This window comes from Nonomuraea sp. NPDC005983 (genome assembly GCF_040614375.1).
Lineage (GTDB): Bacteria > Actinomycetota > Actinomycetes > Streptosporangiales > Streptosporangiaceae > Nonomuraea.
Genome location: NZ_JBEXUP010000066.1, coordinates 15,391 through 40,492, shown reverse-complemented (window position 1 = coordinate 40,492; position 25,102 = coordinate 15,391). Strand labels below are relative to the sequence as shown.

Here is a 25,102-nt window from a genome sequence, read left to right as displayed (position 1 = left end):
CGCCCGAGTCTGATTATCGAGATGGAGGCGGACCGAGGACTGAGCCAACTCACATCATCGACACGAATCGGACGAGCAGGAGGCGATATGAGCGGCATCAGGGTGTTGGTGGCGGGGGCGAGCATCGCGGGGCCAGCGCTGGCCCACTGGCTGCGCCAGCGGGGGGCCGAGGTGACCGTGGTGGAGCGCGCCCCCGAGCTGCGCCCCGGTGGGCAGGCGGTGGACGCGCGCGGGGTGGCCAAAGAGGTCATCCGGCGGATGGGGCTGGACGCGGCGGTGCGCGCGGCCCGCACCGATACCGCTGGCGCGAACATCGTGGACGCGGACGGGAACGTGCTGGAGACCCACCGCGCGGACGACCACGGCGGCGACGGGTTCATCGCGGATATCGAGATCCTGCGCGGGGACCTGTCCCGAGTGCTCTACGACGACACCCGGGACGGTGTCGAGTACGTCTTCGGTGACCGGATCGCCGAGCTCAGCCAGGACGCGGACGGGGTTGACGTGGTCTTCGCTGGCGGCGACCGGCGGCGCTTTGACCTGGTGATCGGGGCCGACGGGCTGCACTCGCAGTTGCGAGCGATGGTCTTCGGGCCGCGCGAGCACTTCATCCGCCATCTCGGGCTCGTGCTGGCCTTCTACAGCGTGCCCAACGAGTTCGGAGTGGACCGCTGGATGATCGACTATCAGGAGGCCGGACGGTCCGCCGGCCTGCGGCCCATCCCGGACGCCACCCGGGCGATGGCCATGTTCTCCTTCCCCGCGGCCGACTTCGACGTCGATTACCGCGACGTCGCGGCGCAGAAGCGCCTGCTGTGCGAGCGGATGGACGGTTTCGGCTGGTTGACCCAGCGCATCCTCGCACACGTGGACGACACCCCGGACTTCTATCTGGACCAGGTCGCTCAGGTGGTGATGGACCGCTGGTCGAGCGGACGGGTGGGGCTGCTCGGGGACGCGGCGTTCAGCGCGTCGCCGATGTCCGGGGCGGGCACCGGGCTGGCCCTGGTCGGCGCCTACCTGCTGGCCGGAGAGCTGGCCGCCGCCGGGTGGGACCCGGAGGCCGGGTTCGCCGGCTACGAGGCTCGGATGCGCTCGTTCGTGGAGGCCAACCAGGAGATCGGCCGGTTGCACGTACACAGCCTCGAGGTCCCGGGGCCGGACGCCGAGCCGAGCCCCGATTTCGCCAGCGAATGGTTCACCGAACTGGTAGAGCGTGCGATCAACGGCGTCGAGCTGCCCGACTACGCAGGGATGCCGGACTCCGGGGCGTCGGCCGGACTACCGATGACCTCGTCGGCCAAGCCGTAGGCCACCGCCTCGGCCGCGGTGAACCAGCGGTTCCGACCGAGTCGGTGGCGACCTGCTCCACCGGCTCGGCCGGTCCTCGGCGGCGAGTTCGGCAATGCGCCGCCGAGCACCTCGAACGCCTCCACATACGCGGCAAGATCCGCGAATACCTCCCGCTGTGAGCACCGCCGTCCGAGGCCGTTGGACGGCCCGAATCGCCAAACGCTAGTTTTCGGCCCGCTGCTCCTCACGCCCCGGCTCACAGCGCCACAGGCAGCGAGAAAAGTCATGATCATCGCTACCGCTAATTTCTGCACTCATCCTCCTCGGAGGCCCATCCGCGACGGGACATGCTGACCGTCCAGGGGTCGATCGCCTCGGCCGCAACCTGCTGGAGGGTTAGATCGTCCTCAACGGCCTGTTCCAGCGCGGCGTCGCAGTCAAGGTGCTGGAGGCATCGCGGCGGGCGGGCACACCGGGCGCTCGCTGATCCTTGACTTGGCCCTGGCCCTGTCGGAGGACCGGCGCCGCGACATCGCCCGCAAGACCAAGGACGGCCTGGAGACGGCATCCGCACCATCGCCGCCGGCGTCAAGGTCTCGGTCGGCGTCATCCACAAGATCCTGGGCGAAGCCCAGCGGGAGGACCGGGACGGCTAGCTGTATGAGGCCAGGACGTGGACGACGCGACGTCGGTTACGCCTGTGCGTAGTCGCCAGGCCGGCGGTTGGCCTCCTGCTGCACCGTGCGGTCGGTGGTCGGTTCGCCGCGAGTGAGGGTGACATCTTCTGCGGCAGGCTGATGCTGCGGAATGGCGCCGTTCCGGATGGCCTTGTGCAGGCCCTCGGCGGCTCCTGCCATCTCAGGGACGAACCGCAGGGGATCGGGCATCCGCGACCGCAGATCCTCCTCTTGCTTGGTCGTCCCTGTGATGCCGGCCATGAGGGAACCTCCTCACTCGATGTGCGAACAGATCCAGGCACTATGGCTCGCAAGTTATCTTGTCTATGATTAATATCGCTATAGTGCTATGCAGCTGGAGGCGTGATGGAGTTGAACTCGCTCAGGCAGTTCCTGGTGGTGGCGCGGCTGGAACACCTCAGTGGTGCGGCCGAGGAGCTTCGCGTCGCCCAGCCGTCGTTGAGCCGTACCATCGCCCGCCTGGAGAGCGAGCTGGGCACGCCGCTGTTCGACCGGAGCGGCCGGCTCCGGCTGAACGACACGGGCAGGCTCTTCCGCGATCACGTCGAGCGCGCACTGGGCGAGCTCGATGCGGGGCGGCGAGCCGTCGACGAGGCCGCCAGCGAGGGGGTGGGCAGCGTGCGGCTGGCGTCGGAGACCTTCCTCACGCTCACCGGGCCGTTGGCGGCCTACAAGCGCGCCCACCCCACCGTCGAGGTCGAGCTCCGCTGGGCGCCGGCCGAGGACATGGCCCGCCACCTGCGCTCTCAAGACGTCGATCTGTGTGTCGCCTCGCAGCCGATCCCCGCAGAGGGCCTGGAGTCGGTGGAGTTGCTCGACGAGGCGGTGGGGTTGGCCGTGCCGCTCGACCATCCGCTGGCGGGCCGTGCCTCCGTGAGCGTCGAGGAGCTCGTCGATCAGGCCTTCGTCAGCGCCGGCAGAGGGCACTGGCAGCGGCGGCTCCTGGACCGCCTCTTCGCCGCACGAGACCTGACCCCGAAGATCGTCTGTGAGGTCGATGAGCTCAGCGCCATCGCGGCCCTGATCAGCGCGGGGCTCGGCGTCGGTCTCGTCCCCGCCTTCGCCCGGAGTAGCTCCACGCAGGTCCCCGCCGCTTGGGTCCCCGTCGACAGCCCTGACTGCCGACGCGCGGTCACCCTGTACTGGGGCGCTGACAGCCACCTGTCCACCGCCGCCCGCCTGATGCGCACCACGATCGCCAACTGGAACTGGATCACCGGCGAACCACAGGAGAAGCGCTGAGGACGGCACTTCATGATCGTCGGTTGTCGGGTGTCCTGCCGGCGGCGTCGACGATGTAAGGCATGATCCGCTCGCCGCTTCGATCGGTCGATGCGCGGTGGTGACCAGAGCGCCGTCGGTAGCCGCTCGCGGGCTCGCAGCCGAGAGATCGACCTCCAGTCCCAGCCTGTCATGCAGTCAGGTGCACGACGACGGCGAGTTCGTCATTGCCCACCGTCGGCTCCCAGCCCTCAACGAGCTCGGGGTCGGTCGGGATGAGGGTGGAGACTCCAGTGGCCAGCGTCATGCGGGTGGTGCAGCCGCGGGCGTGCACATGATCGGCACACCTGCCGTGTCCCGCCTCAAGCATTGGCCGACCGGGGCGCGCGGGGTGCTCACGCTGCCCTGGCCCGGGTGTGGCCCCTTGGCCTGCCGTACGAAATGGTCTCATGATGTGCGGCTCGGCGCGTTCGGCAGGAGGTCCGACAGGGGTGTGTCGATGTCGGCGAGTTGTTGCGGGTCGGCGGGGTGTGCGGTGGCGATGAGGGTGCGCAGGGAGTCGGTGGCGTCCCGGTTGTCGATGGTCAGGGCGGCTACGGGGATGCTGTGGTCGAGCCAGAAGGCGGTGAATCCGGGCGTGGTGTGCTCCCCGCGGGTGATGATGCGATCCCAGGTGGTGGGGAGTCCGAGGTATTCGAGGGTGGAGCCGTACTGGGTGTTGTCCCAGTGTTCGATCCGTACTGGGTTCAGGTAGCGCGGGTGCTGGTGGCGGGCGACGTCGCGGGCGGGCCACGGCGGCCGGGTGTGAGGTGTGCAGGTGCTCGTCGGTGACGATGCCGCCGTCGACGCGTAGTCCGGCCGCCTGGGCGAGTTCGGTGTTGGGGGTGGCGCCGACGGCGACGATGACGAGGTCGGCAGGGATCGTCCGGCCGGTGATGGTCTGGACGGCTTCGACCGAGCGTGTGCCGAGGATGGCTTCGACTCCGTCGCCGAGGAGCAGGTTCACGCCGTGGTCGTGGTGGCGGTGGGCGATGAGGCCGCCGATCTGGTCGCCCAGTACGTGGTAGAGCGGTGTGGGCAGGGGGTCGATGACGGTGGTGTGGTTGCCGAGGGTACGGCTGGCGGCCGCGAGTTCGGAGCCGAGCCAGCCGGCGCCGATGATGACGATGCCGGGATCGGCACCCATGGGTCATACTCCTAAGCTCGACGATGCGCTGGACCAGAGTGGCGGGGTCCCGATCCCGCTCGGTCGAACCACGGAATCGGGACACCACACGATCGGTGGATGGAGGCCTCGCGGGCTGCCCGTCCGGGTCGGGTCACTTCTGGAGAACGGCCTGGATCTCGAGGCTGATCGACACCTTGTCGCCGACCACGACGCCGCCGGCCTCCATCGGGGTAGTGATGTCGATGCCGAAGTCGCCCCGGTTGATCTCCGTGGTCGCGGAGAAGCCGGCCCGCTGTCCACCCCACTGGTCCGGGCCGAACCCGCTCACCTCGACGGCCAGCGGCACCTGCCGTGTGACGCCGTGCAACGTCAGCTCACCGTCGATGGCCCAACCATCGCCGGTCTGGCGGATGCCGGTCGAGCGGTAGCTCATCTTCGGGTACTTGTCGATCTCGAGGTAGTCGGCGCTGCGAAGGTGGTTGTCACGCATTTCGTTGCCGGTGTCGATGGACGCGAGGTCGATCGTCGCGGTCACCGACGAGCCCAGCACGTCCTCGCTCGTGACGATCGTGACGTCGTAGCCGCTGAACCGGCCACGCGCCTTGCTGATCATGAGGTGACGGACACAGAAGGCGATCTCGGAGTGCACCGGGTCGGCTTTCCAGGTGCCGACCAGATAGCCCGGGATCTCGACGGCCGCGGGGGCGGATTTCATGGCTTCCTCCATGGATGTGGCGCCGCGGCGCGGGGGAGTGGGTGGCGGGATCAGGGCTCGAGGTCGACAACTCCTTTGCCGCTGGCGATGTCGAGCGGCACCGAGACCTGGTCGTGCACGATCAACCACGTGCCGTCGATCTTCTGGAGGCAGTACGTGACTCTGACCCACATACCGCTCGTCGCCGTCCCGTTCTTCAGCGTGCCGCTGAGACGAGCGAAGGCGTGCCCGAACGCCACGTCATCGCCCACGGTGAGCGTCAGGTCGCTAACCTCATAAGTCACACGCTCGAAGAACGTGAACACGGGCGCCCAGTTCTTGAGCTTCGCCTCGATCCCCACATGCTGGAGCGGCTGCTCGACGTCGAAGGACACGATGTCCGTTGCGTAAAGCCGCTTCAGCCCCTCGAGATCCTTGCCTTGGAGCCCTTCGACGATCTTGTCGACCAGTTGGCGGATCTTGGCTTCGTCAACCTCGCGTTGCGTAGGCATCGCTACCCCAACCTTTCCCTTTGCGGTGGAATCTTGGCTTCTCACACCCTCGACGCTATGGCTTAAGCGTTATCTCGTCCAAGATGAATATTGCTATGATGTTATGTCCTGGCCGGCATGATGGAGCTGAACGCAGGGCCGGGTCGAGCGGATGGTCGGCGCGGCCGTGGCGGCGTTCGAGCGGGACTTCACCGCCCGTACCGCCGGGCGGCTCGGGCCGGAGGCCGGCTTGCGGCTGGGCGAGCTGATCGCGGTGGCCGAGCCGGACCCGGAGCACGTGGAGGTCCCGGCGGGACGTGGGGTCCTGCAGGAGTTGACGGAGGACCCCGGGCCGCTGCAGTTGGACACGCTGCTGGCCGAGATCGTGAAGCTGGAGCGGGTGCGCGCGATCGGGTTGCCGGACGGGCTCTTCGAGGGCGTCAGCGAGAAGGTCGTGGAGGGGGGCGGGCCCGCGCGACGCGGGTGTACCCCTCCGACTTCGCCGCGGCGCCCGAGCCGGTCCGGCTGGCGCTGTTGGCGGCGTTGTGCTGGGTGCGCAAGACCGAGCTGACCGACGGCCTGGTGGCGCTGCTGATCCAGCTGGTGCACAAGATCAGCGTGCGGGCCGAGCGGAAGGTCGAAGGCGAGATCAGCGCCGAGTTCCGCCGCGTGCACGGCAAGAACGGCATCCTGGTCCGGCTCGCCCAGGCCGCCCTGGACCTGCCCGAACATGTGGTGCGGGAGGCGATCTACCCGGTGGTGGGGGCGCGGACGCCGCCCGCCTGGAAAGCAGGCAGCGGGGGAGCGAACCCGAGCGGTTCCCATGTTCACTGTTGTCCGATCGACGGGTTAGGCACCCGGCTCTACCCCCGCGGCCCGTAGTCCTTCGCCGTGGCCTCCCAGCCCAGACTGTCAATACCCGACCGGGAGTTCCCCGCCCGTGATGAGGGGCGGGTGCGCACCGCTGACCAGCCCATATCCACCGGGTTGGAGCTGGCAAGAACCCCGAGTCGGCGTGGGCCGCTTCGATCCCGAGCGGAGGGCCGGTTTGCCGGGCTTCGGTACGGCTGTGGCTCACTCCTGCGCCCGAGGCGGCTCCCTCTCGCGAGGGAGCTCCAGGACCGCTCTCACCGGCGATCCCCTCGGGGCCCGCGATCTCCAGGATTGGTTCCAGCAGACAGAACCGATCTGGAGGATGACCATGAGGATTCGCCGCACCGCGCTCGCCGGACTCGCCCTCGCCGCGATCACCGCAGGGACGGCCGCCCCGGCGATGGCCCAGACGGCCCGGACGGCCCCGGCCGCCCACGCCACCGCGCGGCAGGCCCTGCCGCCGGTGAACCCGGACGCGCTGCGCCGGGCGATCGCCGGGCTTCCCGACGCCGAGGGGACTGCCGCCCAGGTCCGGGTGGGCGGCTCCGGGGGGAGCTGGCAGGGCGTGTCCGGGGTGCGGGACCTGCACACCAGGCGGCCGGTGCCCGCCAACGCCCGCTTCCGGGCGGGAAGCGTGACGAAGGTCTTCACCGCGGCCGTGGTGCTTCAGCTCGTCGCCGAAGGCAGGCTGGACCTCGACCAGACCGTCCAGCACTACCTGCCCGGCCTGCTCCCCGAGAATTACCGGCCGGTCACGGTCGGCCAGCTGCTCAACCACACCAGCGGCCTGCCCCCGGCGGACCAGAGCAAGGGACTGCCGGCCGAGGAGACGGCCGACGGGTTCACCTGGCTCTACAAGCGCCGCTTCGAGCACTGGACACCGGAGCGGATCGTGGCGCTGGCCGTACAGGACAAGATGGAGTTCGAGCCGGGCACCGCGCAGCACTATCTCAACATCAACTACACCGTCGCGGGGATGCTGATCGAGAAGATCACCGGGTCGAGCTACGAGCGGCAGGTGCGCGAGCGGATCCTGCGCCCCCTGGGACTGCGCGACACCTCTCTGCCCACCGACGACCCGTTCCTCCACGGCCCGCACACGAACGGCTACCAGGTGCTGGACGGCAAGACGATCGACGTGACCGTCTGGGGGCACTCGATCGAGTGGGCGGCTGGCAACCTCGTGTCCACGACCGCCGACCTCGAACGCTTCACCAGGGCGCTCTTCCGGGGCGACGTCGTCCCGGCGGCCCAGTTGGAGCAGATGTTCACCGTTCCGCCCAAGGAGGTCAGGATGTACGGCGACGCGAAGAAGGAGGCGAACTACAGCATGGGGCTGACCCGGCTGGATCTGCCCGGCGGGATCGTCCTGTGGGGTAAGACCGGCGGCCGGTACGGCTATCTCACGGGCATCGGCGGGCTGCGCAACCCGGCGGGCGCTGGCGAGTCGCCCCGCACGCTCGTCTACTCCTACAACTCGGTGGACGCCAAGTCCGAGAGCGTGAAGCCGAGGATGATGAACATCATCATGACGGCGTTCTCCTGACGGGCTAGGAGGGAAGGGTGAAGCCTTCGGGCGGGGAGCCTTCGACGAAGAGCAGCCCGACCCGGGCCTTGCCGTCTCGGATCTCCCTGGCCCGCCGGTACTCAGGGGAGTCGTACCACTGCCGGACGCGGTCCATGTCGGGGAACTCGATGATCAGGAGCCGGGAGGAGTCCCAGGCGCCCTCGGCCGGTTCGGGCACAGGGCCCGCGACGAGGTAACGGCCGCCGTGGTCGAGGATCGACCGCTGGGCCACGGGAGCGTAGGCCCAGCCGGCCTCCTCGTCGAGCACATCGACGTTGGCGATGACGTACGCAGGCATGGAAACTCCGTTTCATTTGGACACGGCGTGTACCTTTGACTCGGTGGAGAGTAGCGCATCCCTGTAACCTGCTCAAGGTGGGCATCGATGAGGGCGAACGCGCCGACGGCATGATGAGCCGCCGGGAGCGGCTGCGGGTGGAGACGAGCCGGGAGATCAAGGCCATCGCGCTGCGGCAGATGGCCGAAGGCGGGCCGGGAGCGATCTCGCTGCGGGGCATCGCCCGCGAGATGGGGATGACCGCGCGCGCGATCTACAGCTACTTTCCCACCCGGGACGACCTGATCACGGCACTGATCAGCGAGATCGCCGCCTCGCTCGCGGATACGTTGGAGTCCGCCAGCAACGCGGTGCCCAACACCGACCCCGGTGGCAGGTTGATGGCCTGGGGCCAGGCGCTGAGGGAGTGGGCACTGGCCCATCCGGAGAGCTTCCGGCTCTTTTACGGACATCCCGTCCCGGGCTACCAGCCGCCCGAGGACGGGCCGGTCGACCAGACGGCCCGCCGCGTGTGCCGCGAACTCACCCGCCTGGTGGCGACCACATGGCCGCATGCCCGGCACCACCAACCCGAAGACACCTCCTGGTCCGACCTCCATCCGGACTACGTGGCGAAGATCCGAGAGGAGCTCCCCGACGTGCCGCCCGCCGCGGCGGCGCTCGCGCTACGCGTCTGGGGCCGGATGCACGGCCTGGTCGCCCTGGAGATCGACGGCCACATCCACCCCGTAGCAGGCAACCCGGCCGCCCTGCACCGCGCCGAGATGCTCGACCTGGTCAGGTCGCTGGGCCTGAGCTGAGCCGCATCTGACCACGCCACAATGAGTGACGGTCGCTACGCATGGCTACTTTGGCCCTGGGGCCACGTTCGGGTACCACCGGAATACAGCAGAAACGGGCCGCCGCGTGGCATCGGCCCTGGCCCGGGGCGGCCGGATGGCAGGAGCGTGCGGCCTTCATCGAACGAGGGTCGCCTTCCGCTCTGTCCGGTCAGCGCAGGGACGTGGCCTCTTTCCGCCGTATCCCGGTGGCACCCCACGTTCGGGAGAACACCGCCATTCATGTGAGCACACCGGTCGCCTTCGTTACACAGAGCTGCTTTGGGGCCGGTGACACGGACCCGAGTCCCGGACCTTCAACCACAGCGGCCCCGACCCCTGCTGAACGACACGGGCAAGCTCTTCTGCGTCGAACGCTCCTTGGGTGAGCTCTATGTGGGGCGGCGAGCTGGATGTGGGCCATCAGCGAGGAATTATGCCTTGCGGGTTATCCGGTCATGGCAAAACCGGTCTTGGAAGGCATAAGCGCCTGTCGTCTACGGTCACAACGGGCCCCACACCACACCACCGCATCAGGAAGGTCGCACCATGAGCGCTGCGGATCTGGCCCGACTCCAGTTCGCGGCCACCACCGGCATCCACTGGCTGTTCGTGATCCTCACGATGGGCCTCGTCCCCATCGTGGCGATCATGCACACCAGGGCCGCGTTCACCCGAGATCCCGCCAAAGCGGCCGTACGGGAGCGCATGACGCGCTTCTGGGGTCAGCTCTACCTCATCAACTACGCCGTCGGCATCGCCACCGGCATCGTCATGGAGTTCCAGTTCGGGCTCAGTTGGAGCGGGCTGAGCAAGTTCGCCGGCAACGTGTTCGGCGCCCCGCTAGCCCTGGAAACCCTCATCGCCTTCTTCGCCGAATCCACCTTCCTCGGCATGTGGACCTTCGGATGGGGGCGGCTGCGCCGCGGCGTGCACGTCACGCTGATCTGGCTGGTGGCCCTGACCGCCTACGCCTCCGGCTACTGGATCCTCGTCGCCAACGGCTTCATGCAACACCCGGTCGGCCACCAAGTACGCGACGGAGCCGCCTACCTCACCGACTTCGCCGCGCTGCTGACCAACCCGAGCGCGCTGATCGCGCTGGCCCACGTCACCCTGGCCGCGCTGACGACCGGCGGGGTGTTCGTCGCCGGCGTCAGCGCCTACCACTTCGCCCGCGGCACCAAGGAGACCGACCTGTTTCGCGGCTCGCTCCGCACGGGGGTGTGGGTGGCCATGCTGGCCTCCTTCTTCGTCATCATCGTCGGCGACATGCAGTTCCCCCTGCTGCGCCGTACCCAGCCGATGAAGATCGCCGCCATGGACGACAGCGGCGTCGCCCACGTGCAGGCCCAACTCGTCCAGCAGTACGGGCCGGGCGACTACACGCTGCCGGGCGAATGGCTCCGGGTCTCGATGGACGCCATGACGATCATCGGCAACACCATCTCCACCATCACCCTGATCGCCGTCATCCTGCTGTGGAAGGACTGGCTGGTGCGCTGGCGCCCCCTGGCCTGGCTGATGACCGCGATGATCCCCTTCCCGTTCATCGCCTCGGTGGGCGGCTGGGTCTTCCGCGAGGTGGGCCGCCAGCCGTGGCTGGTCTACGGCGAGCTGAAGGTCGCCGACGCCCTGTCCCATGTCAGTACGGCTGCGCTGGCCATCTCATGCGCGACCTTCATCGCCATCTTCGTGGCGTTGGCGGTGACGAATTGGACGCTCATCACCCGCCTGGCCAGACGCGGCCCGGACGCCACCCAGCTCGGCGCCCCCGAGCCTGCGCCCGAAGACAAGCAAACGGTTCCGGCTTTCTGAGAGCGAGACGACCATGCAGACGTTCTGGCTGGCCCTGCTCGGGCTGCTGCTGTCCGGGTACTTCGTGCTGGGCGGCTACGACCTCGGCGTGCAGTTGCTGCACCCGTTCATGAAAGACCGCGATGCGGCCCTGGGTGCGATGGCGCCGTTCTTCCTGGGCAACGAGGTGTGGTTGGTGGCCTTCACCGGCGTACTGTTCGGCGCCTTCCCGCACCTGGAGGGCGGCCTACTGTCAGGGCTGTACCCGCTGGTGGTGGCGATCTTGGCCGGGCTGGTGGTGGGCAGCACCGCGGTCCAGCTGCGCCGCCGTACCCGCCGTGGCCGCCGCTGGTGGCAGGCGCTCATCGTGGCAGGCGGCGCGTTGCCGGCCGTGTGCTGGGGGCTGATGGTGGGGCTGCTGCTGCACGGGGTGCCACGCCGTGCCGACGGCAGCTTCCACATCGGGGCCGGCCAGGTGCTCACGCCGTTCGTGCTGGCCTGCGGGGTGATCCTCGCGCTGCTGTTCGCCGCGCACGGGGCGGCCTTCCTGGCGCTGCGCTCGGCCCCTGACCTGGCCGCCAGGGCCCGCCGGGCGGGCACCACCCTGGTGGGCACGGCAGGCGCCGCCGCCGTCCTGGCGCTGGTGTTGACGCTGCTGGGCATGGGCGCTTCGATGACCAACCCGCTCACCTCGGCGCTCCTGACCGGGCTGCTGGTGACGGCGTTGATGGCCGCCTGGTGGTCGCTGTCGCGCGGGCACCGCATCCGCGCCTTCGCCGCCACCTGCTGTGCAACGGTCGCGCCGGTGCTGCTGGTGGGGGCAGGGCAGTACCCGTACGTGCTGGCCACCGAAGCCGGCGCAGGCCTGAGCGTCGCCGAGGCCGCGGCCGACGGCGCCACGCTGCAGATCCTGACCGCGTTCGGAGTGGTGCTGATCCCGGTGATCCTCGCCTACCAGGCGTGGAGCTGGTGGGCCTTCCGCGCACGCACCGCCAGCAGCTACTTCTGAGCGTCGGCGGCGGAATCGAACATCCTGCTACACCCCATCGTGGAGGCCGGCAATCTGCCTCGCCTGCTCGCCGTCGTCTGGGGAGGCCTGTCACCCTTGCCCACCTCACCATCATCGGTGAGATCCACGCTGAGGTCGGCCACCGTCAAAGTCACTGTCTGAAAGATCCTGTTCTCGCCCTGCTTCGTTTCACTCCGCCAAACAGCTCAGCGCTTGCATAGCCTCGCGCTCTATACGTGAAAGATCACAGAGGACGGTGCCTGCGTGTACGAGGTACTGCGCATCGTCTGATTCACCGGCTTTTGTGATCAGTGCTGCGGCCTCCGTCCATAGGGTGGCTGCCTCGGCGTACAACCTGTGACCGGTGCGCAGGTGGCTGCTGTCGACCAGTTGGGTGCATTCGGCGAGGAAGTCGCGGTAGAGGTTACGAAACAGGGCGCCGCCGGTGCCGGCCTTCTCCATCAAGAGGGCGGCCTGCGGCAGGTCCCGTTGCGGGTTGTCAGTGCGCTGGAACCATGTGCGTAGCAACTTGCCGGCCTTCTCGATGCCTCGGTGGCCGAGGTTGGCGATGGGCGGGTTGAGGAAGGCGTCGGCGCAGGCGGTGATGGCGGGAATGACCTGGCCTTGTGGGGAGGGCGGGTTCCTTGGAGCGGTGAGGGTGAAGGACCGGTGCTTGGCGGTCATCGGGCCGCGCGCGGCCCTGGCCTGGGCGAGGCTGGTCAGGCTGGTGGACACTCTTCCGCCTTGCTGGTCGGTGTCCGCCAGGTAGGCGTCGTGGTCGTCGTAGCCGTACATGGCGACGACATGGCCGCCGAAATGCACCTTCGACCCGAAGTAGTCCAGGTAGTAGCTGTCAAGCTGCAGCCCGACGGGGTGACCGGCGTCGATGGACGCCACCACGTTCTCCCATGCCCTGCGGGGCGAGGTGGTCTCCTGGACCAGGAGCTCCAGCTTGAGTCTGGTGGCCAGGTTTCTGGTGAGGTCGAAAGGCTTGACTCGTCCCCCGAGGAAGGGAAAGTCCATGTTCTTGCCGTCCCAGTAGATGAAGGACAGACCGGAGCCGAGGCCGAAGAGCATGGGCTCGGACAGATCGAGCCCTTGGTGCCGCAGCAGCACCCCCAGAGCCGTCGTCTCGCAGTGCTGCGTAGCGCGGGCATCGATGTCTATCACCGTGGTCATGCCATGCCCTCCTGGATGGGGATGATCAGCCTGGTCATCAGTTCTTCTTGCGGGGCCTCTGCCGGTCCGACGAGATACGCCTCACGTACGGGTGCTTGCGGGCGCAGTCCGCGCTCGTGGATGGCGGCGAAGAGAGCGTTGTAGGCCAAGGGCAGCTGGGCGTAGGGCCCGATGTGCACGGTCTCGGCAACGGATCCGCCGGGCAGTACCTCGAACTCCAGGCCAGGCGCCCCTTCCCCCTGCAGCGTCTGCGCTCCGATGGCGATCTCCATCCGCTCTTCCAGATCCAGCGGGTACAGCCCCCACAGCGGCGGCTCCCATCCGATTCCCGCCTTGCCGAGCACGGGCAGCAGCCGGCCTGCGCACTCCTCGACCTTCTCCCCGATCTCCGCAGGGGTGCAGGCCGCTCGCACCACTGCCAGCCGTCGCTCCGGCTCCCTGCTCATCGTCACCTCATAGCCGGGCAGGCCGCCCTCCGCCAGCCGCTCCAGCATCTCCACCCGTGCCTGGTCCCTGCTGATCCGCTCAGCCAGCCGGTCCCGCTCGCCGCGCAGGATCTGTGCCCTGCGCTCAGGCTCGGCAGCCAGCGCCTGAGCGATCACAGACAGGGGAAGATCCATCTCACGGAGCAGGGCGATGGTCAGGGCATCACGCGCCTGTTCGGATGCGTAATAGCGGTAGCCGGAGCTGGCGTCCACGCGGATCGGAGCCAGCAGCCCCATATCGTCGTAATGCCGTAGCTGCTTGACGCTGAGCCGGCACAGGCGGGCGAAGCGCCCGATGGTGAGAAGTTCGTCTTGCACGCCACCATGGTGGACTCTCCCATGGTGGGAGAGTCCACCGCTGTCCCCATGTCGTCGTCCTTGATCTTGTGGTGTTCGACGCGGAGCTGGGCGACGGCGGCGTCGGGGGAGCGGGTGTTCCACAGGACGCCGGCGTTCAGGACGAGCCTGAGGCTGGCGAGCTCGTCTTCCGGCCCGTCGCGGTATGCCTGCCGGTCGCGACCGTCTCGGGGCGCACGCCGCCGTCGAGGTTGAGGAGGGTGTCCAGCGTGTTGAAGCTGTCGCGTGGGGTGCCGCGCACGACCATCGCCCCGACTCCAGCCGCCTGGTCGTTGACGGCGTTCTAGCGGCTCTCCGCCGACGGTGAGCGGAAGGCAAGGTTCCATCGAGGCTTGAGGCTTTCCCAGCCATCGGCCCCGCACCGTCCACGACAGGCGGCGGAGAAGTCTCCGGGGACAGTTCAACGACAGCCTTGAAGTCATGAGTTCTGACGACCACGAACAGCCCGGCGGCGCGGAGCCCGCCAACGAGACATTCGTCCCGCTGCTGCGCCGCGGACCGGCCGACGCGCAAACGGCTACCCGGCCCTGGCCCAGCGGCTCCGAACCAGGGGAGGCCCAAGGCGGCCCTCAACGACTCGTGGAGGTGAGCGCGTGAGCCTCACCCCGCCCTCCGCCCCGCCCGCGTGGCGGGAGTTGCTGGGCCGGGAGCATCTCGGCGCGGCGATCGTGCTGGCCGGCGGAGTGCTCGTCGGCGCGATCAACATCTACCTGGCGGCGAGCCTGCTGCCGACCGCGGTGGCCGAGCTCGGCGGCGCGAGTTTCTACGCCTGGAACATGACGATCTACCTCGTCGCCATGGTGATCGCGACGATGCTCACCGGCCGGTTCCCGTCCCGATGGGGGAACGTCGGCGCCTACCTCCTCGGCTTCGCCACGTTCACTGCGGGCTCGCTGGCCTGCGCGGTGAGCCCGGCGATGGCGGTGCTCCTGGTCTCCCGGGGCGTCCAGGGACTGGGCGCCGGGCTGCTGTCCGGGCTGGGGTTCGCCGTCATCCGAGCGGCGCTGCCGGCCCGGCTCTGGACACGCGGCACCGCACTGATGTCGGCGATGTACGGCGTCGGCAACTTCGCCGGACCGGCGATTGGCGGCCTGTTCGCCCAGGTCGGCTCGTGGCGGCTGGCGTTCGCGGCGATGGCGCTGATCGGGGCTGTGTGCGGCGCGATCGTGCCCCGTGTGCTGCCTCGCAGCGAACGCAGCACCAGGCGGGTGCCGATCCCGGCCGTGTCGCTGCTGCTGTTGACGGCCGCGGCTGGGGCAGTGAGCGTGGCGGGGGTCGTGGCCGGCACGCCGGCGAAGGCCGCCGGTATCGGGGTGGCGCTGCTGCTGATGGCCGGGTTCGTCGTCCATGAGCGGCGCAGCGAGCTGCGGGTCTTCCCGCGTACGACCTACCAAAGCGGGTCGTCGTTGAAGTGGGTCTACCTGACGCTCGGGCTGCTGGCCTTCGGCGTCGCGGCCGAGTCGTTTCTGCCTCTGTTCGGCCAGCAGCTGGCCGGGCTGCCACCCCTCGTGGCGGGGTTCTTCGCCGCGGCCATCTCGCTCGGCTGGTCGGTGACCCAGATCGGCAGCTCGTCGGTGACAGGGCACCGTGCGATGCGCCGGCTGCGCATGCTCGGCCCGGTGCTGCTCGCCGCCGGCCTCCTCGTTCAGGGGCTGCTGCAGCGCGAAGACACGCCGATCTGGCTGGTGCTCGTGTGGGTGCCGGTGCTGTTCGTCGCCGGGGCGGGAATCGGTCTCGCCTATCCGCACCTGTCCGTGGCCGCCATGTCCAGCACCCAGGATCCAGAGGAAGGCGGACGGGCGGCGGCGGCGATCGCCACCGTGACGAGCCTGTCGATCGCGTTCGGCACGGCGGTGGCCGGGGTCCTGGTCAACCTGGGCGGCGCCTCGATGCTCGACGCGGCCCGGAACATGCTGCTCGGACTCGCGGTCATCTGCGCGATCGGCGCCCTCAGCGCCCACGCCGCCAATCGTAGGAGCCTGAGGGAACCGGCCGATCAGGCCCCGCCGCCCCGAGGGTCGTGACCGGTTGTCCGGCTCAGGACCTCGCCCCTGTTCAGCACACGCCTGACATCGTCGCTGACCGCATTCGAGACGTGGAGATCCCTTGACTGACGCCCCATCAGAGCCGCAGCTGTTCCCCATGGCCCGTGCGCCGAAGTGCCCGTTTGATCCGGCGCCGGAGCTGGCCCGCCGGATCGAAGAAGCGCCGATCTCGCGAGTGAGACTGTGGGACGGCAGCACCCCGTGGATGGTCACCCGTTACGCGGATGCTCGCGCGGTGCTCGCCGATCCGCGCATCAGCGTCGACGTCGCACAACCTGGCTTTCCGCATACCAACGCGGTGAGCAAGGCACGCGACGCGCAGATGAAGACGCTGATGCAGATGGATCCGCCGGAGCACACCGCGCAGCGGCGGCTCCTGACCGCGGACTTCATGATCAAAAAAATGGAGGCGCTGAGGCCCAGGATCCAGCAGATCGTCGATGATCTCATCGACGAGATGCTCGCCGGCCCGAAGCCGGCCGACCTGGTAGAGGCGATCGCGCTACCGGTCCCCACGCTGGTGATCTGCGAGTTACTGGGAGTGCCCTACGCCGACCGCGCCTTCTTCCAGCGCGTGGCGGGCGCGCTCGTCATGGATGAGGGCGATCCCGCTCAGGCCATGGCCGCCAGCGAGGAGCTCAACGTCTACCTGGACGGCCTGGTGGACCGGAAGAACGCAGAGCCGGGCGACGACGTCCTCAGCAGGCTGGCCGTCGAGCAGTATCGGAGCGGCGCGATGACCCGGCGGGAGATCTCCACGATGGGTCAGCTCCTGCTGGTGGCCGGGCACGACACCACCGCGAACATGATCGCGCTGGGCACGGCCGCGTTGCTGGCGCACCCGGACCAGCTCAGGGCGGTCCGTGACGGTGACCCCGCGGTGGTGGCCAACGCCGTCGAAGAACTCCTGCGCTACCTGTCCATCACCCACACCGAGGCCCGCCGCGTCGCGCGAGAGGATCTCGAGATCGGCGGCCGGCTGATCCGCAAGGGCGAAGGTGTCATCGTCGTCAAGAGCATCGCCAACCGGGACGAGTCGGCCTTCCCCGACCCCGACGCCCTCGACGTCCGCCGCAGGGCCCGCCACCACGTCGCCTTCGGCTACGGCGCCCACCAGTGTCTGGGCCGGCCACTGGCCCGAGTTGAACTGCAGGTCGTCTACGGCACCCTCTACCGGCGCATCCCCACGCTGGCCCTGGCCGTACCGCTGCAACACCTGACTTTCAAACACCACGCCGTCTTCTACGGAGTTCGCGAACTGCCCGTCACCTGGTAAATCACAGAAGGAGAAAGCGCATGAAAGTCATCGTCGATCAAGACGCCTGCACCGGCTCGGGGCAATGCGTCCTCATCGCACCCGGCGTGTTCGACCAGCGCGACGAGGACGGCATCGTCACGCTCCTCCACGACACCCCAGAACCCGGGCTGCAAGAGGACGTCCGCGAGGCCGCCCGCATCTGCCCGGCCCTGGCGATCACGCTGACCACGTCGTGAACCGGCTCTCCCGCATCGTGGTCGTCGGCGTTTCGGTGGCGGGCCTGACCGTCGCCGAAACCCTGCGCCAGCACGGGTTCACCGATTCGTTGACTCTGGTCGGCGAGGAGCGGCGGCCCCCCTATGATCGGCCGCCGCTGTCCAAGCAGATCCTGCGCGGCACGTGGGAGCCCGACCGCGTGGCGCTGCGTAGCCACGACACCCTCAGCACGCTGGGCGCGGACTGGCTGCTGGGCATCGCCGCCATCGCCCTCGACACCAGCGCACGCAAGCTCACCCTCTCCGACGGCAGCGTGCTGGCCTACGACGGGCTGGTGATCGCCACAGGGGTCACCCCGCGTCGCCTGCCCGCCGGACACGAGCTCAGCGGCGTACATGTGGCCGCCACCGGACGGTTCGCCGGCCTGTACGGCACCGACGGCCATGTCACCGGTGCTGTGACCTGGAACCTTCCACGGCAAGCACGCAACCTCCGCCGCTACGTCGCCGAACGAACCCCCTGGCGACAAGCGCTCCAACAAGCCTCATGCGGAGGGCGTGTCGATCCGCCTTACGGCAAGAGCTTGGTGAGCAGAGTGCGAAGTTCTTGAGCGCCGTCCGGGCCGAGGACGTCGTCGACGTCGCGCTCCATGCTCTCCAGGGCTTCACGCACCACAGGGATGCGGGCGCGGCCGAGCTCGGTGAGCTGTAGGGCATAGCGGCGTCGGTCGTGCGGGTCTTGGCCGCGGGACACGATGCCGGCCTGCACCAGTTCCTCGATGAGTGATGCGGTCGCCGGTTCGGTCAGGTGCAGGTATCGGGCCAGTTGCTCTTGCGGGCAGGGGCCGAGCCGATCCAGGGCGGGCAGCAAGGCGAAGTGGCGGGTGCGCAGGCCGTACGCCGCGAGCCGATGATCCCCAAGACGGCGCAGCCGGTAGTGGGCCTGGGCGATCAAGTGTTCGATGCTGTGGATGGCGGATGGCCCGTCGTCGGCGACGAGCTTGGTCAGTAATGCGGCGAGGCGCCGCCGTTCGGGCCTGGTGAGCGCGCCGGTGAGCCGGGCGTCGCGGTCGGCGACGGCCTGGCGCATGCCGTCCAGAGCGGTACGGCCCGCCTCGGTCAGCGACAGCACGTAGGTGCGGCGGTTGGCCGGGTTGCGGGTGCGGACGACATAGCCCGCCTCCTGGAGCCGATCGAGCACCCTGACCATGATCGTGCGATTGATGCCGAGCCGGTGGGCGAGGTCCTGCTGTGAGGGGGCGTCTTCGTCGGCGAGGATGTCGAGCACCACGAACTCGCGCGACTGTGGCCCGTCCTGCACAGCATGAGTGGTGACGGCGGTGAACACGCGGCGCATCAGGTGGCCGGTGGTCGCATGCAGCGGCCCGGATTCGTCGTCGACGACGTTCCTTACCTGGTCGGGCACGGGCCTCACCTCCTGGCGTGATGCTAGCAGATTGACGGTTCTGTCGGTGACGGTTGCATCGGCATTAGTTGGAATGTTGACAGTTGGGAGAGTGTGAACCTAGAGTCCAGGCACAAGCTCAAAGAAGGGTCTAACGATCATGCAAACCGTCGCCGTCATGGACTCCTATCTCGCTTACACAGAGACCGGGCAGGGGGAGTCGCCGGTGGTGTTCCTGCACGGCAGCCCCACCTCGTCCTACATCTGGCGCAACGTCATCCCGCACGTCGCCGATCGCGCCAGGGTCCTGGCCCCGGACCTGATCGGGATGGGCGCCTCCGGAAAGCCCGACATCGGTTACCGCTTCGCCGACCACGCCCGCTACCTGGATGCGTGGTTCGAAGCCATGGGGCTGGAGGAGGCCGTCCTTGTCGGCCACGACTGGGGCGGCGCACTGGCCATGGACCGTGCCGCTCGCCACCCTGGCCAGGTGCGCGGCGTCGCCCTTCTGGAGACGTTCCTGCGGCCGCAGATGTGGGCGGAGCTGCCGCAGGACGTGATCGACCATTCTCGAGCGCTGCGCACCCCAGGGCTCGGCGAGCGGCTACTGCTGGAGGAGAATGCCGCCATCGAGTACGCCCTGCCCCACCCATTCGCCATCAAGAAGGGCCTCAGCCCGGAGGACCACAACGTCTACCGCGCGCCCTACACCGACCCGGCGTCCCGCCGTCCGCTACTCCAGTGGCCGCGCGAGATTCCCTTCGACCGCGAACCGGCCGATGTGGCCGAGCGCATGGACGCCTACGGCGTATGGCTCGCCACCAGCCCCGAGGTACCCAAACTGCTCCTCACGGTTGAGGACGGTGTCGGTATCGCCTCCTCCGAGATCGTGGACTGGGCCCGCCAGAACATCGCCGCCCTCGAAATTGAAGGGATTGGACCCGCCGGCCATCAGGCCCCCGAGGACCAGCCGCGCGCCATCGGCCAGGCCATCGCCGGCTGGCTGAACCGGCACCGCCTCCTCTCGCCGGCGTCGTCCTCCCAGGCATGACCTCAGCCCGCACTACCTCACGTGAACGATGTCGCCCTTCAGTTCTCATCATGAGGAGTGCTGACACACCCGCTGATCGTCCGGGCGGCGTCCGCTTTGTCGTTGACCGTCGTTCTCAGAACCTCGGGGCAGAGGAACCCAGGAACAGCCGTTGAGGATGTCTTGTTGATGGATGGCGTCAGCGCGAATCAGCTCTCGCGTGATGTCATGGAGGCGTTGTGCGTCATGCCAGTCGAATGCGCTGCCGTCCAGCGGCAGTCGACGCTTCTGCCGGTGCGCGGTGAAGGGCTCGGCCAGCGGATCGTCCAGGAGCACGGTCATGGGCGCTATCGCCCTCGGTGCTGATGTGGCGAACAGGGTGAAGAACGCCTTTGTCGCAGCACGTAGCGGTTGCGGCAGGCTCGCGGGCGTGCCGGTGGAGACCGCGCCGGGGTTGTAGCCGATATAGGAGACGCCGCTGCCGGCCTGCATGATGCCGAAGGCGACCCCGAGGAGGTCGTTGGCCGGGAAGGACTGCAGGCCGGCCTTGGCCCCGCTGTAGGTACGCGTCAGCTCGCTGAGGCCGTCTACGCCGGCAAGCTCGACGACATCCGCGCCACGGCACAGGCCGCGCCGGCAGGGCGGGACGCCTACGAAGCACTGAGAGCCTTCCTCGAGCATGCCTTGGAACAAGCCGCGACCGACCGCGGGCTCCGGGAGCTGATACGGCAGGGCGCGAGCGACAGCAAGCAGATCGCGCGCAGCCGGGACGGCATCATGGAGTCCTGTGGCCACCTCATCGCCCGCGCCCAGGAACAGGGCACGATGCGCGACGACATCACAGTGGACGACATCGCGCCCATCGTTGCGATGATCGACTCCGTAGTGGACCTGCCGTCCGTCGGCGCCTCACAACCATGGCGGCGCTACCTCGCGTTCATCCTCGACGGCCTACGGACCAGGCCGGACCACCGAGGCCAGCGCTCGTCATAGCGCGCGAACGTACCGGCAGACCGGCTGGGCCGCCCGCCTTGCCGGACACCGAACCCGCCCCGCAGCGGCCTGACGCCAACCGCTACTGCTCCGTCACCCCGCTACTCACTCGGCCGAGGTCTTCGCCGTTGTGGTGGGCCGGTACCGTACGTTCACGACCGACGAGGGGTCGCCTCCACCGAGCCGGTGGAGGGGGATTGGTTCACTGCCGGGGTTGTCGTACAGCCGGATGCCCTCGCCGAGCAGGATCGGTGCGATGTGCAGGTCGATCTCGTCGATCAGTCCCAGCTCGAGAAGCTGACGGCCGATGGTGGGCGAGAACACTTCGAGGTTCTTGCCGCCGGCCGCCTCCAGCCCGATCAGCACCGCCTCGGTCAGGTCACAGCTCAGGATCGTGACTCCGTCGGCGGGCGTCGCGTCCTCGGGATGGTGGGTGAGCACGAAGACCGGCCCGTTCCAGGCGCTGCCGTACACGCGGCCGGCGTCCGGGGAGTGGTCCCAGCCATCTCGACCCCCCAGCACGGCGCCCGTGGTCTTGACGTACTCGTCGATCAGGCCCGGACGGAACGAGAACCCGGTCATCCAGTCCATCGCGTGGTTCGGCCCCGCCACGAAGCCGTCCAGCGACATCGTGAAGTGCCAGAGCACCTTCCCGCCTGCGGTCTGCGGCTCAATGTCGCTCATTCGTCGCCTCCTGCGATCTGCTTGCGATGTGCAATCGGTAGTCGCACGCTAGGCCACCCGGTAGTAGATTGCAACCAGATTGGAAGCGAGGTTCGAGTTGGTGGAGTCGCCGCGTTCGGGTTGTCCGATCAATGCCGCGGTCGAGGCGTTCGGTGACAGCTGGAGCCTGCTCGTGCTGCGGGACGTGATGTTCGGGAATCGGCGCTACTTCAGGGAGCTGCTCGCCGGCTCCGAGGAGGGGATCGCCTCCAACATCCTGGCCGACCGGCTGAAGCGGCTGGTGAAGGCCGGTCTGTTGACTCGTGAGGACGCGGGGCCGGGACGGCGGGCTGCCTACAGCCTGACCGAGGCGTCGATTCAGCTGGTGCCCGTCTTCGCGCAGCTCGGCGAGTGGGGTCTGCGCCACCGGCCGACCACGAGGCGGCTGCGGGTGCGAGGAGAACTGCTCGCAGCCGGCGGGCTGGAGCTGTGGGGTGAGTTCATGGCCGAGCTGCGGACCGTCCATCTCGGCGAACCGGCCCCGGAACGGGAGGGTCCGAGCGTCATGGAACGCCTGGCCGAGGCGTACACCGCCGCGCTCTGACGTCCTACGCGGGGTCCGGGTAATGCCCCTCCGGCGAGACGCAGGCAAGGTCGAGGTGCTGGGTTGACCTGACCTACGAGCCGAGATCGAACGCCTGCGAGCCCAGGTAGCACCCGACTGCACCGCCCCCTTCCGGTCAGGCAGCCCGCATCGTCGCGGTCTTCCTACCCCTCTCGGTGCGCCGACATCGGAGGCTCGGCCGTTGACGGGAGGGCCGCGGCGATGCAGTCGAGGACGCGCTGGAGCCCGTGCCGGAACTGGTCGTCGCGGCTCAGGTGCGGCTGGCGCGCCTCCATCACGATCTTGGTGAAGATCGGGTACTCCCCGCTCTTGACCAGCCGGTCGACGTATGGGTAGCTCCGCGCCATCCACTCCGACTCACTGAGCCCGCTGCGGCGGAATTCCTTGGCCGAGCTGATCTCCTCGCGGACGGTGCCCTCGATGTAGCCGTTCAGCATGGCCATGAGGCCGAGGTTCTCGTCGATGGAGACGAAGGCGTCGAGCACTCCCATCAGCCGTTCGATCAAGAGCAGCTGGTTGGGGCCGAAGCTGGGGAGCGACCGCTGCACGGTGGCGATCCACGGGTGCCTCAGCCACATGGCCCGCAGCCCGTCGGCGTAGCGGGTCAGGTCGGCGCGCCAGTCGCCCGAGGGCATGCCCGTGACGTCGATCTCGCCCATCAGCCGGTCGGCCATGAGCTCGACCAGGTTGTCGCGGCTCGGGACGTACCGGTAGAGGGACATCGCGCCGGCGCCGATCTCGGCGGCGATCCGCCGCATGGTGGCGGCCTCCAGCCCTTCGGCGTCGGCGATCCGGACGGCCGCCTCGGTGATCTGCGCGCGGCTGTAGACCGGCTTCGGCCCGCGGGCCGGGCGCTCGGGTCGCATCCAGATGTTCACGTATTCGGCATCGGTCACCGGCTCCACCCCCTAGTTGCGTACATAGTACTCGGTGGCTTAGCCTGGCTGCCATGACCGCGTACAGCGTACCCAGTAGAGGGATCATGCCTGATCCGATCGTGGTCGCCGAGGGGCTGCACAAGTCCTTCGGCGGCACCCATGCGCTACGGGGCCTGGACCTGAGCGTCCCGAGAGGAAGGGTCTGCGGCGTGCTCGGGCCGAACGGCGCGGGGAAGACGACCGCGGTGCGCATCCTGGCGACCCTGTCTGACCCCGATGCCGGGCACGCCCGCATCGCCGGATACGACGTCGTCCGCGAGGCCGGCAAAGTGCGCGAGCAGATCGGGCTCGCGGGCCAGTACGCCGCCGTGGACGAGAAGCTCACCGGCCGTGGCAACCTGCGCATGTTCGGGCGCCTCTACCACCTACCCCGCCGCCAGGCCCACCGGCGGGCCGACGAGCTGCTGGAGCGCTTCGGCCTGATGGACGCAGCCGACCGCCCGGTTCTCGGCTACTCCGGCGGCATGCGCCGCCGACTCGACCTGATCACCTGCCTCATCCTGCGCCCCAAGGTGCTCTTCCTGGACGAGCCCACCACCGGCCTGGACCCGCGCAGCCGCGGCGAAATCTGGGACAGCGTCCGCGAGCTGGTGGCCGATGGCACCACGGTGCTGCTCACCACGCAGTACCTGGACGAGGCCGACCACCTGGCCGACGACATCGCCGTCATCGACCATGGGCAGGTGATCGCCACCGGCACGCCCGACGAGCTGAAGGCCACGATCGGGGACCGCCTCGACGTCACCCTCGAAGACCCCGCCGCGCTGCCTGCGGCGATGACCGTCCTGAACACCCTCGCCAGCACCGATCCCACGCCGACGGGCGCCGACGGGCTCAGCGTCGTCCTGCCCGTCGGCGGCCTCCGGCTCGCCGACATCGTGCGCGAGCTTGACCACGCAGGGGTCGCCGCGGCCGACGTGCGGCTGCGCCGCCCCACCCTCGACGAGGTGTTCCTGCGCCTCACCGACCGCAAGGAGCCCGTCCGATGACCGCCCTCACCTCACCACTGCGTCGCCTGGGCTGGACGTTCACCGACGGGCTGACCCTGGTCGGCCGCGAGCTGGGACGGCTGCGGCAAGAACCTGGGCAGATTGTCGCCGCGCTGGTCTTCCCGGTCATCATGGTGGTGCTGTTCGGGTACGTCTTCGGCAGCGCGATCCAGGTGCCGGACGGCGGCGACTACCGCGAGTACCTCATGCCCGGCCTGTTCGCGATGGTGACCTTCTCCGCGTGGTTGGGGGTCATGACGCGGATGGCCACCGACGCCTCCCGCGGCGTGATGGACCGGTTCCGCTCCATGCCGATGGCGCGCTTGGCGGTGCCGTTCGGGCAGACCGGCGCCGACCTGCTGACCGGCCTGCTGATGCTCGCCATCATGGTGGGCACGGGCCTGCTGGTGGGCTGGCAGCCGCACCGTGGCCTGATCCCCACGGGCCAGGCGTTCCTACTGATGATCGTGCTGCGGTACGCGCTGAGCTGGGTGGGCGTCTATGTGGGCCTGGCGGTGAAGAACGACCAGGTCGCCGACGCAATGGTGCCGCTGGGCCTGCCGTTCACGATGCTGTCGAACGCGTTCGTCCCGACCGACGGCATGCCGGGCTGGCTGCGTTTCCTGGCCGACTGGAACCCGGTGAGCGCGCTCACCGCCGCCTCACGGGAGCTGTTCGGCAACCCGGGCGCCCCGTCCGGAAACGTGGCCTGGCCACTCGCGCACCCGGGCGCCGCCGTCCTGCTCTGGTCGGGCGCGCTGCTGGTGGTGTTCGTCCCGCTGTCAGTCCGCACCTACAAGCGCAAGGGACGGTGAAGGCCCGGGCCGGTGGGTCGGACCACCGGCCGCCACTGATCAGCGAGGACGACCGCGACACGGTCGTGCAGCGCCTGCAGGGGGCGTACGCCGAAGGGCGCATCTCGCACGAGGAGACGGACGAATCGACATCGAGCTGCAACTCGGCACCGGCAGGGCCAAGATCACGGTGCCTCGC

At 68.7% G+C, this 25,102-nt stretch carries 29 protein-coding genes and 3 pseudogenes; 19 read left to right on the top strand and 13 right to left on the bottom strand.

The annotated features are described in order from the left end of the window. Positions 1–87: 87 nt before the first annotated feature. Positions 88–1,311, top strand: coding sequence for an FAD-dependent monooxygenase (locus ABZ297_RS26540; RefSeq protein WP_355351125.1), 1,224 nt, complete (start codon positions 88–90; stop codon positions 1,309–1,311). A 674-nt stretch (positions 1,312–1,985) separates the two neighbouring features. On the opposite strand, the gene ABZ297_RS26535 is transcribed toward ABZ297_RS26540, so the two are convergent. Then, positions 1,986–2,231: a hypothetical protein gene (locus ABZ297_RS26535; protein WP_355351124.1), complete on the bottom strand. Its 246-nt coding sequence runs from the start codon at positions 2,229–2,231 to the stop codon at positions 1,986–1,988. Positions 2,232–2,336: 105 nt separating this feature from the next. Here ABZ297_RS26535 and ABZ297_RS26530 point away from each other — a divergent pair, with 105 nt between their 5' ends. Beyond that, complete coding sequence (locus ABZ297_RS26530; protein ID WP_355351122.1) at positions 2,337–3,233, top strand: LysR substrate-binding domain-containing protein; 897 nt, start codon at positions 2,337–2,339, stop codon at positions 3,231–3,233. 426 nt (positions 3,234–3,659) lie between these two features. On the opposite strand, the gene ABZ297_RS26525 is transcribed toward ABZ297_RS26530, so the two are convergent. The 4 genes and pseudogenes from ABZ297_RS26525 to ABZ297_RS26510 all read right to left on the bottom strand — a co-directional run bounded on the left by ABZ297_RS26525 (position 3,660) and on the right by ABZ297_RS26510 (position 5,586). After that, on the bottom strand, positions 3,660–3,947 hold the full coding sequence (locus ABZ297_RS26525; RefSeq protein ID WP_355351141.1) for an oxidoreductase C-terminal domain-containing protein: 288 nt from the start codon (positions 3,945–3,947) through the stop codon (positions 3,660–3,662). 76 nt (positions 3,948–4,023) lie between these two features. Further along, a pseudogene (locus ABZ297_RS26520) lies at positions 4,024–4,398 on the bottom strand (FAD-dependent oxidoreductase); the annotation flags it as partial. 133 nt (positions 4,399–4,531) lie between these two features. After that, on the bottom strand, positions 4,532–5,095 hold the full coding sequence (locus ABZ297_RS26515) for a YceI family protein (protein ID WP_355351120.1): 564 nt from the start codon (positions 5,093–5,095) through the stop codon (positions 4,532–4,534). A gap of 50 nt (positions 5,096–5,145) precedes the next feature. Then, complete coding sequence (locus ABZ297_RS26510; protein WP_355351119.1) at positions 5,146–5,586, bottom strand: nuclear transport factor 2 family protein; 441 nt, start codon at positions 5,584–5,586, stop codon at positions 5,146–5,148. A 151-nt stretch (positions 5,587–5,737) separates the two neighbouring features. Between ABZ297_RS26510 and ABZ297_RS26505 the strand changes: the two genes are divergently transcribed. The 3 genes from ABZ297_RS26505 (at position 5,738) to ABZ297_RS26495 (ending at position 7,984) form a co-directional block, all read left to right on the top strand. After that, entirely contained in the window at positions 5,738–6,136 is a 399-nt protein-coding gene (locus tag ABZ297_RS26505) for a hypothetical protein (RefSeq protein WP_355351117.1), read from the top strand. Then, positions 6,118–6,447 carry a hypothetical protein gene (locus ABZ297_RS26500; protein WP_355351115.1) on the top strand — a complete coding sequence of 110 codons (330 nt, stop codon included), beginning with the start codon at positions 6,118–6,120 and terminating at the stop codon, positions 6,445–6,447. The genes ABZ297_RS26505 and ABZ297_RS26500 overlap by 19 nt, the downstream gene beginning before the upstream one ends. 319 nt (positions 6,448–6,766) lie before the next feature. After that, the gene (locus ABZ297_RS26495) at positions 6,767–7,984 is read left to right on the top strand and encodes a serine hydrolase domain-containing protein (RefSeq protein ID WP_355351113.1); all 1,218 of its coding nucleotides are present in this window, start codon (positions 6,767–6,769) and stop codon (positions 7,982–7,984) included. Between the two features lie 4 nt (positions 7,985–7,988). Here ABZ297_RS26495 and ABZ297_RS26490 read toward each other — a convergent pair whose 3' ends face one another. Beyond that, entirely contained in the window at positions 7,989–8,303 is a 315-nt protein-coding gene (locus tag ABZ297_RS26490; RefSeq protein WP_355351111.1) for a DUF1330 domain-containing protein, read from the bottom strand. Between the two features lie 77 nt (positions 8,304–8,380). Between ABZ297_RS26490 and ABZ297_RS26485 the strand changes: the two genes are divergently transcribed. The 3 genes from ABZ297_RS26485 to ABZ297_RS26475 all read left to right on the top strand — a co-directional run bounded on the left by ABZ297_RS26485 (position 8,381) and on the right by ABZ297_RS26475 (position 11,927). Next, on the top strand, positions 8,381–9,103 hold the full coding sequence (locus ABZ297_RS26485; RefSeq protein WP_355351109.1) for a TetR/AcrR family transcriptional regulator: 723 nt from the start codon (positions 8,381–8,383) through the stop codon (positions 9,101–9,103). A 567-nt stretch (positions 9,104–9,670) separates the two neighbouring features. Beyond that, positions 9,671–10,939: a cytochrome ubiquinol oxidase subunit I gene (locus ABZ297_RS26480; RefSeq protein WP_355351107.1), complete on the top strand. Its 1,269-nt coding sequence runs from the start codon at positions 9,671–9,673 to the stop codon at positions 10,937–10,939. Between the two features lie 13 nt (positions 10,940–10,952). Further along, the gene (locus ABZ297_RS26475) at positions 10,953–11,927 is read left to right on the top strand and encodes a cytochrome d ubiquinol oxidase subunit II (protein ID WP_355351105.1); all 975 of its coding nucleotides are present in this window, start codon (positions 10,953–10,955) and stop codon (positions 11,925–11,927) included. Between the two features lie 189 nt (positions 11,928–12,116). Here ABZ297_RS26475 and ABZ297_RS26470 read toward each other — a convergent pair whose 3' ends face one another. From ABZ297_RS26470 to ABZ297_RS26460, 3 genes and pseudogenes are all read right to left on the bottom strand, one after another. Further along, a complete protein-coding gene (locus ABZ297_RS26470; RefSeq protein WP_355351103.1) occupies positions 12,117–13,106 on the bottom strand; it encodes a BtrH N-terminal domain-containing protein in 990 nt (329 codons plus the stop codon). Continuing rightward, positions 13,103–13,909, bottom strand: coding sequence for a MerR family transcriptional regulator (locus ABZ297_RS26465; protein WP_355351101.1), 807 nt, complete (start codon positions 13,907–13,909; stop codon positions 13,103–13,105). Before ABZ297_RS26465 ends, ABZ297_RS26470 begins: the two co-directional genes overlap by 4 nt. 101 nt (positions 13,910–14,010) lie before the next feature. Further along, a pseudogene (locus ABZ297_RS26460) lies at positions 14,011–14,274 on the bottom strand (hypothetical protein); the annotation flags it as partial. A gap of 94 nt (positions 14,275–14,368) precedes the next feature. Here ABZ297_RS26460 and ABZ297_RS26455 point away from each other — a divergent pair. From ABZ297_RS26455 to ABZ297_RS26435, 5 genes are all read left to right on the top strand, one after another. Beyond that, a complete protein-coding gene (locus ABZ297_RS26455) occupies positions 14,369–14,545 on the top strand; it encodes a hypothetical protein (RefSeq protein WP_355351099.1) in 177 nt (58 codons plus the stop codon). Continuing rightward, entirely contained in the window at positions 14,542–15,972 is a 1,431-nt protein-coding gene (locus ABZ297_RS26450; protein WP_355351095.1) for an MFS transporter, read from the top strand. The genes ABZ297_RS26455 and ABZ297_RS26450 overlap by 4 nt, the downstream gene beginning before the upstream one ends. A 196-nt stretch (positions 15,973–16,168) precedes the next feature. Then, a complete protein-coding gene (locus tag ABZ297_RS26445) occupies positions 16,169–17,269 on the top strand; it encodes a cytochrome P450 (protein ID WP_355351093.1) in 1,101 nt (366 codons plus the stop codon). Between the two features lie 20 nt (positions 17,270–17,289). After that, positions 17,290–17,487 (top strand): ferredoxin, encoded by a 198-nt coding sequence (locus tag ABZ297_RS26440; protein WP_355351091.1) that lies wholly within the window; start codon positions 17,290–17,292, stop codon positions 17,485–17,487. Continuing rightward, positions 17,484–18,077 (top strand): FAD-dependent oxidoreductase, encoded by a 594-nt coding sequence (locus ABZ297_RS26435; RefSeq protein ID WP_355351089.1) that lies wholly within the window; start codon positions 17,484–17,486, stop codon positions 18,075–18,077. Before ABZ297_RS26440 ends, ABZ297_RS26435 begins: the two co-directional genes overlap by 4 nt. On the opposite strand, the gene ABZ297_RS26430 is transcribed toward ABZ297_RS26435, so the two are convergent. Continuing rightward, a complete protein-coding gene (locus ABZ297_RS26430; RefSeq protein WP_355351087.1) occupies positions 18,038–18,892 on the bottom strand; it encodes a MarR family transcriptional regulator in 855 nt (284 codons plus the stop codon). The two genes, ABZ297_RS26435 and ABZ297_RS26430, sit on opposite strands and share 40 nt — an antisense overlap. A 139-nt stretch (positions 18,893–19,031) precedes the next feature. Between ABZ297_RS26430 and ABZ297_RS26425 the strand changes: the two genes are divergently transcribed. Further along, positions 19,032–19,922 (top strand): haloalkane dehalogenase, encoded by an 891-nt coding sequence (locus tag ABZ297_RS26425; protein ID WP_355351085.1) that lies wholly within the window; start codon positions 19,032–19,034, stop codon positions 19,920–19,922. A 48-nt stretch (positions 19,923–19,970) separates the two neighbouring features. Here ABZ297_RS26425 and ABZ297_RS26420 read toward each other — a convergent pair whose 3' ends face one another. Then, positions 19,971–20,582 carry a hypothetical protein gene (locus ABZ297_RS26420; protein WP_355351083.1) on the bottom strand — a complete coding sequence of 204 codons (612 nt, stop codon included), beginning with the start codon at positions 20,580–20,582 and terminating at the stop codon, positions 19,971–19,973. Positions 20,583–20,585: 3 nt separating this feature from the next. On the opposite strand from ABZ297_RS26420, the gene ABZ297_RS26415 reads away from it, so the two are divergent. Beyond that, positions 20,586–20,894 carry a hypothetical protein gene (locus tag ABZ297_RS26415; RefSeq protein ID WP_355351081.1) on the top strand — a complete coding sequence of 103 codons (309 nt, stop codon included), beginning with the start codon at positions 20,586–20,588 and terminating at the stop codon, positions 20,892–20,894. Positions 20,895–20,999: 105 nt separating this feature from the next. Here ABZ297_RS26415 and ABZ297_RS26410 read toward each other — a convergent pair whose 3' ends face one another. Further along, entirely contained in the window at positions 21,000–21,578 is a 579-nt protein-coding gene (locus ABZ297_RS26410) for a dihydrofolate reductase family protein (RefSeq protein ID WP_355351079.1), read from the bottom strand. Positions 21,579–21,678: 100 nt separating this feature from the next. Between ABZ297_RS26410 and ABZ297_RS26405 the strand changes: the two genes are divergently transcribed. Then, positions 21,679–22,161, top strand: coding sequence for a helix-turn-helix domain-containing protein (locus ABZ297_RS26405; protein ID WP_355351077.1), 483 nt, complete (start codon positions 21,679–21,681; stop codon positions 22,159–22,161). 164 nt (positions 22,162–22,325) lie between these two features. Here the strand turns inward: ABZ297_RS26405 and ABZ297_RS26400 are convergent, their stop codons facing one another. After that, positions 22,326–23,078 (bottom strand): TetR/AcrR family transcriptional regulator, encoded by a 753-nt coding sequence (locus ABZ297_RS26400; protein ID WP_355351075.1) that lies wholly within the window; start codon positions 23,076–23,078, stop codon positions 22,326–22,328. An 86-nt stretch (positions 23,079–23,164) separates the two neighbouring features. Between ABZ297_RS26400 and ABZ297_RS26395 the strand changes: the two genes are divergently transcribed. From ABZ297_RS26395 to ABZ297_RS26385, 3 genes and pseudogenes are all read left to right on the top strand, one after another. Continuing rightward, the gene (locus ABZ297_RS26395; RefSeq protein ID WP_355351073.1) at positions 23,165–24,109 is read left to right on the top strand and encodes an ATP-binding cassette domain-containing protein; all 945 of its coding nucleotides are present in this window, start codon (positions 23,165–23,167) and stop codon (positions 24,107–24,109) included. After that, positions 24,106–24,924: an ABC transporter permease gene (locus ABZ297_RS26390; RefSeq protein ID WP_355351071.1), complete on the top strand. Its 819-nt coding sequence runs from the start codon at positions 24,106–24,108 to the stop codon at positions 24,922–24,924. Before ABZ297_RS26395 ends, ABZ297_RS26390 begins: the two co-directional genes overlap by 4 nt. After that, positions 24,921–25,061, top strand: a pseudogene (locus tag ABZ297_RS26385) (DUF1707 domain-containing protein); the annotation flags it as partial. The gene ABZ297_RS26390 and the pseudogene ABZ297_RS26385, both read left to right, overlap by 4 nt. Positions 25,062–25,102: the final 41 nt, after the last annotated feature.

Coding starts and splice junctions, on each gene's coding strand:
- ABZ297_RS26540 (WP_355351125.1), top strand. CDS start 88: ATGAGCGGCATCAGGGTGTTGGTGGCGGGGGCGAGCATCGCGGGGCCA.
- ABZ297_RS26535 (WP_355351124.1), bottom strand. CDS start 2,231: ATGGCCGGCATCACAGGGACGACCAAGCAAGAGGAGGATCTGCGGTCG.
- ABZ297_RS26530 (WP_355351122.1), top strand. CDS start 2,337: ATGGAGTTGAACTCGCTCAGGCAGTTCCTGGTGGTGGCGCGGCTGGAA.
- ABZ297_RS26515 (WP_355351120.1), bottom strand. CDS start 5,095: ATGAAATCCGCCCCCGCGGCCGTCGAGATCCCGGGCTATCTGGTCGGC.
- ABZ297_RS26510 (WP_355351119.1), bottom strand. CDS start 5,586: ATGCCTACGCAACGCGAGGTTGACGAAGCCAAGATCCGCCAACTGGTC.
- ABZ297_RS26505 (WP_355351117.1), top strand. CDS start 5,738: ATGGTCGGCGCGGCCGTGGCGGCGTTCGAGCGGGACTTCACCGCCCGT.
- ABZ297_RS26495 (WP_355351113.1), top strand. CDS start 6,767: ATGAGGATTCGCCGCACCGCGCTCGCCGGACTCGCCCTCGCCGCGATC.
- ABZ297_RS26490 (WP_355351111.1), bottom strand. CDS start 8,303: ATGCCTGCGTACGTCATCGCCAACGTCGATGTGCTCGACGAGGAGGCC.
- ABZ297_RS26480 (WP_355351107.1), top strand. CDS start 9,671: ATGAGCGCTGCGGATCTGGCCCGACTCCAGTTCGCGGCCACCACCGGC.
- ABZ297_RS26475 (WP_355351105.1), top strand. CDS start 10,953: ATGCAGACGTTCTGGCTGGCCCTGCTCGGGCTGCTGCTGTCCGGGTAC.
- ABZ297_RS26470 (WP_355351103.1), bottom strand. CDS start 13,106: ATGACCACGGTGATAGACATCGATGCCCGCGCTACGCAGCACTGCGAG.
- ABZ297_RS26455 (WP_355351099.1), top strand. CDS start 14,369: ATGAGTTCTGACGACCACGAACAGCCCGGCGGCGCGGAGCCCGCCAAC.
- ABZ297_RS26440 (WP_355351091.1), top strand. CDS start 17,290: ATGAAAGTCATCGTCGATCAAGACGCCTGCACCGGCTCGGGGCAATGC.
- ABZ297_RS26425 (WP_355351085.1), top strand. CDS start 19,032: ATGCAAACCGTCGCCGTCATGGACTCCTATCTCGCTTACACAGAGACC.
- ABZ297_RS26420 (WP_355351083.1), bottom strand. CDS start 20,582: ATGCTCGAGGAAGGCTCTCAGTGCTTCGTAGGCGTCCCGCCCTGCCGG.
- ABZ297_RS26410 (WP_355351079.1), bottom strand. CDS start 21,578: ATGAGCGACATTGAGCCGCAGACCGCAGGCGGGAAGGTGCTCTGGCAC.
- ABZ297_RS26395 (WP_355351073.1), top strand. CDS start 23,165: ATGCCTGATCCGATCGTGGTCGCCGAGGGGCTGCACAAGTCCTTCGGC.
- ABZ297_RS26390 (WP_355351071.1), top strand. CDS start 24,106: ATGACCGCCCTCACCTCACCACTGCGTCGCCTGGGCTGGACGTTCACC.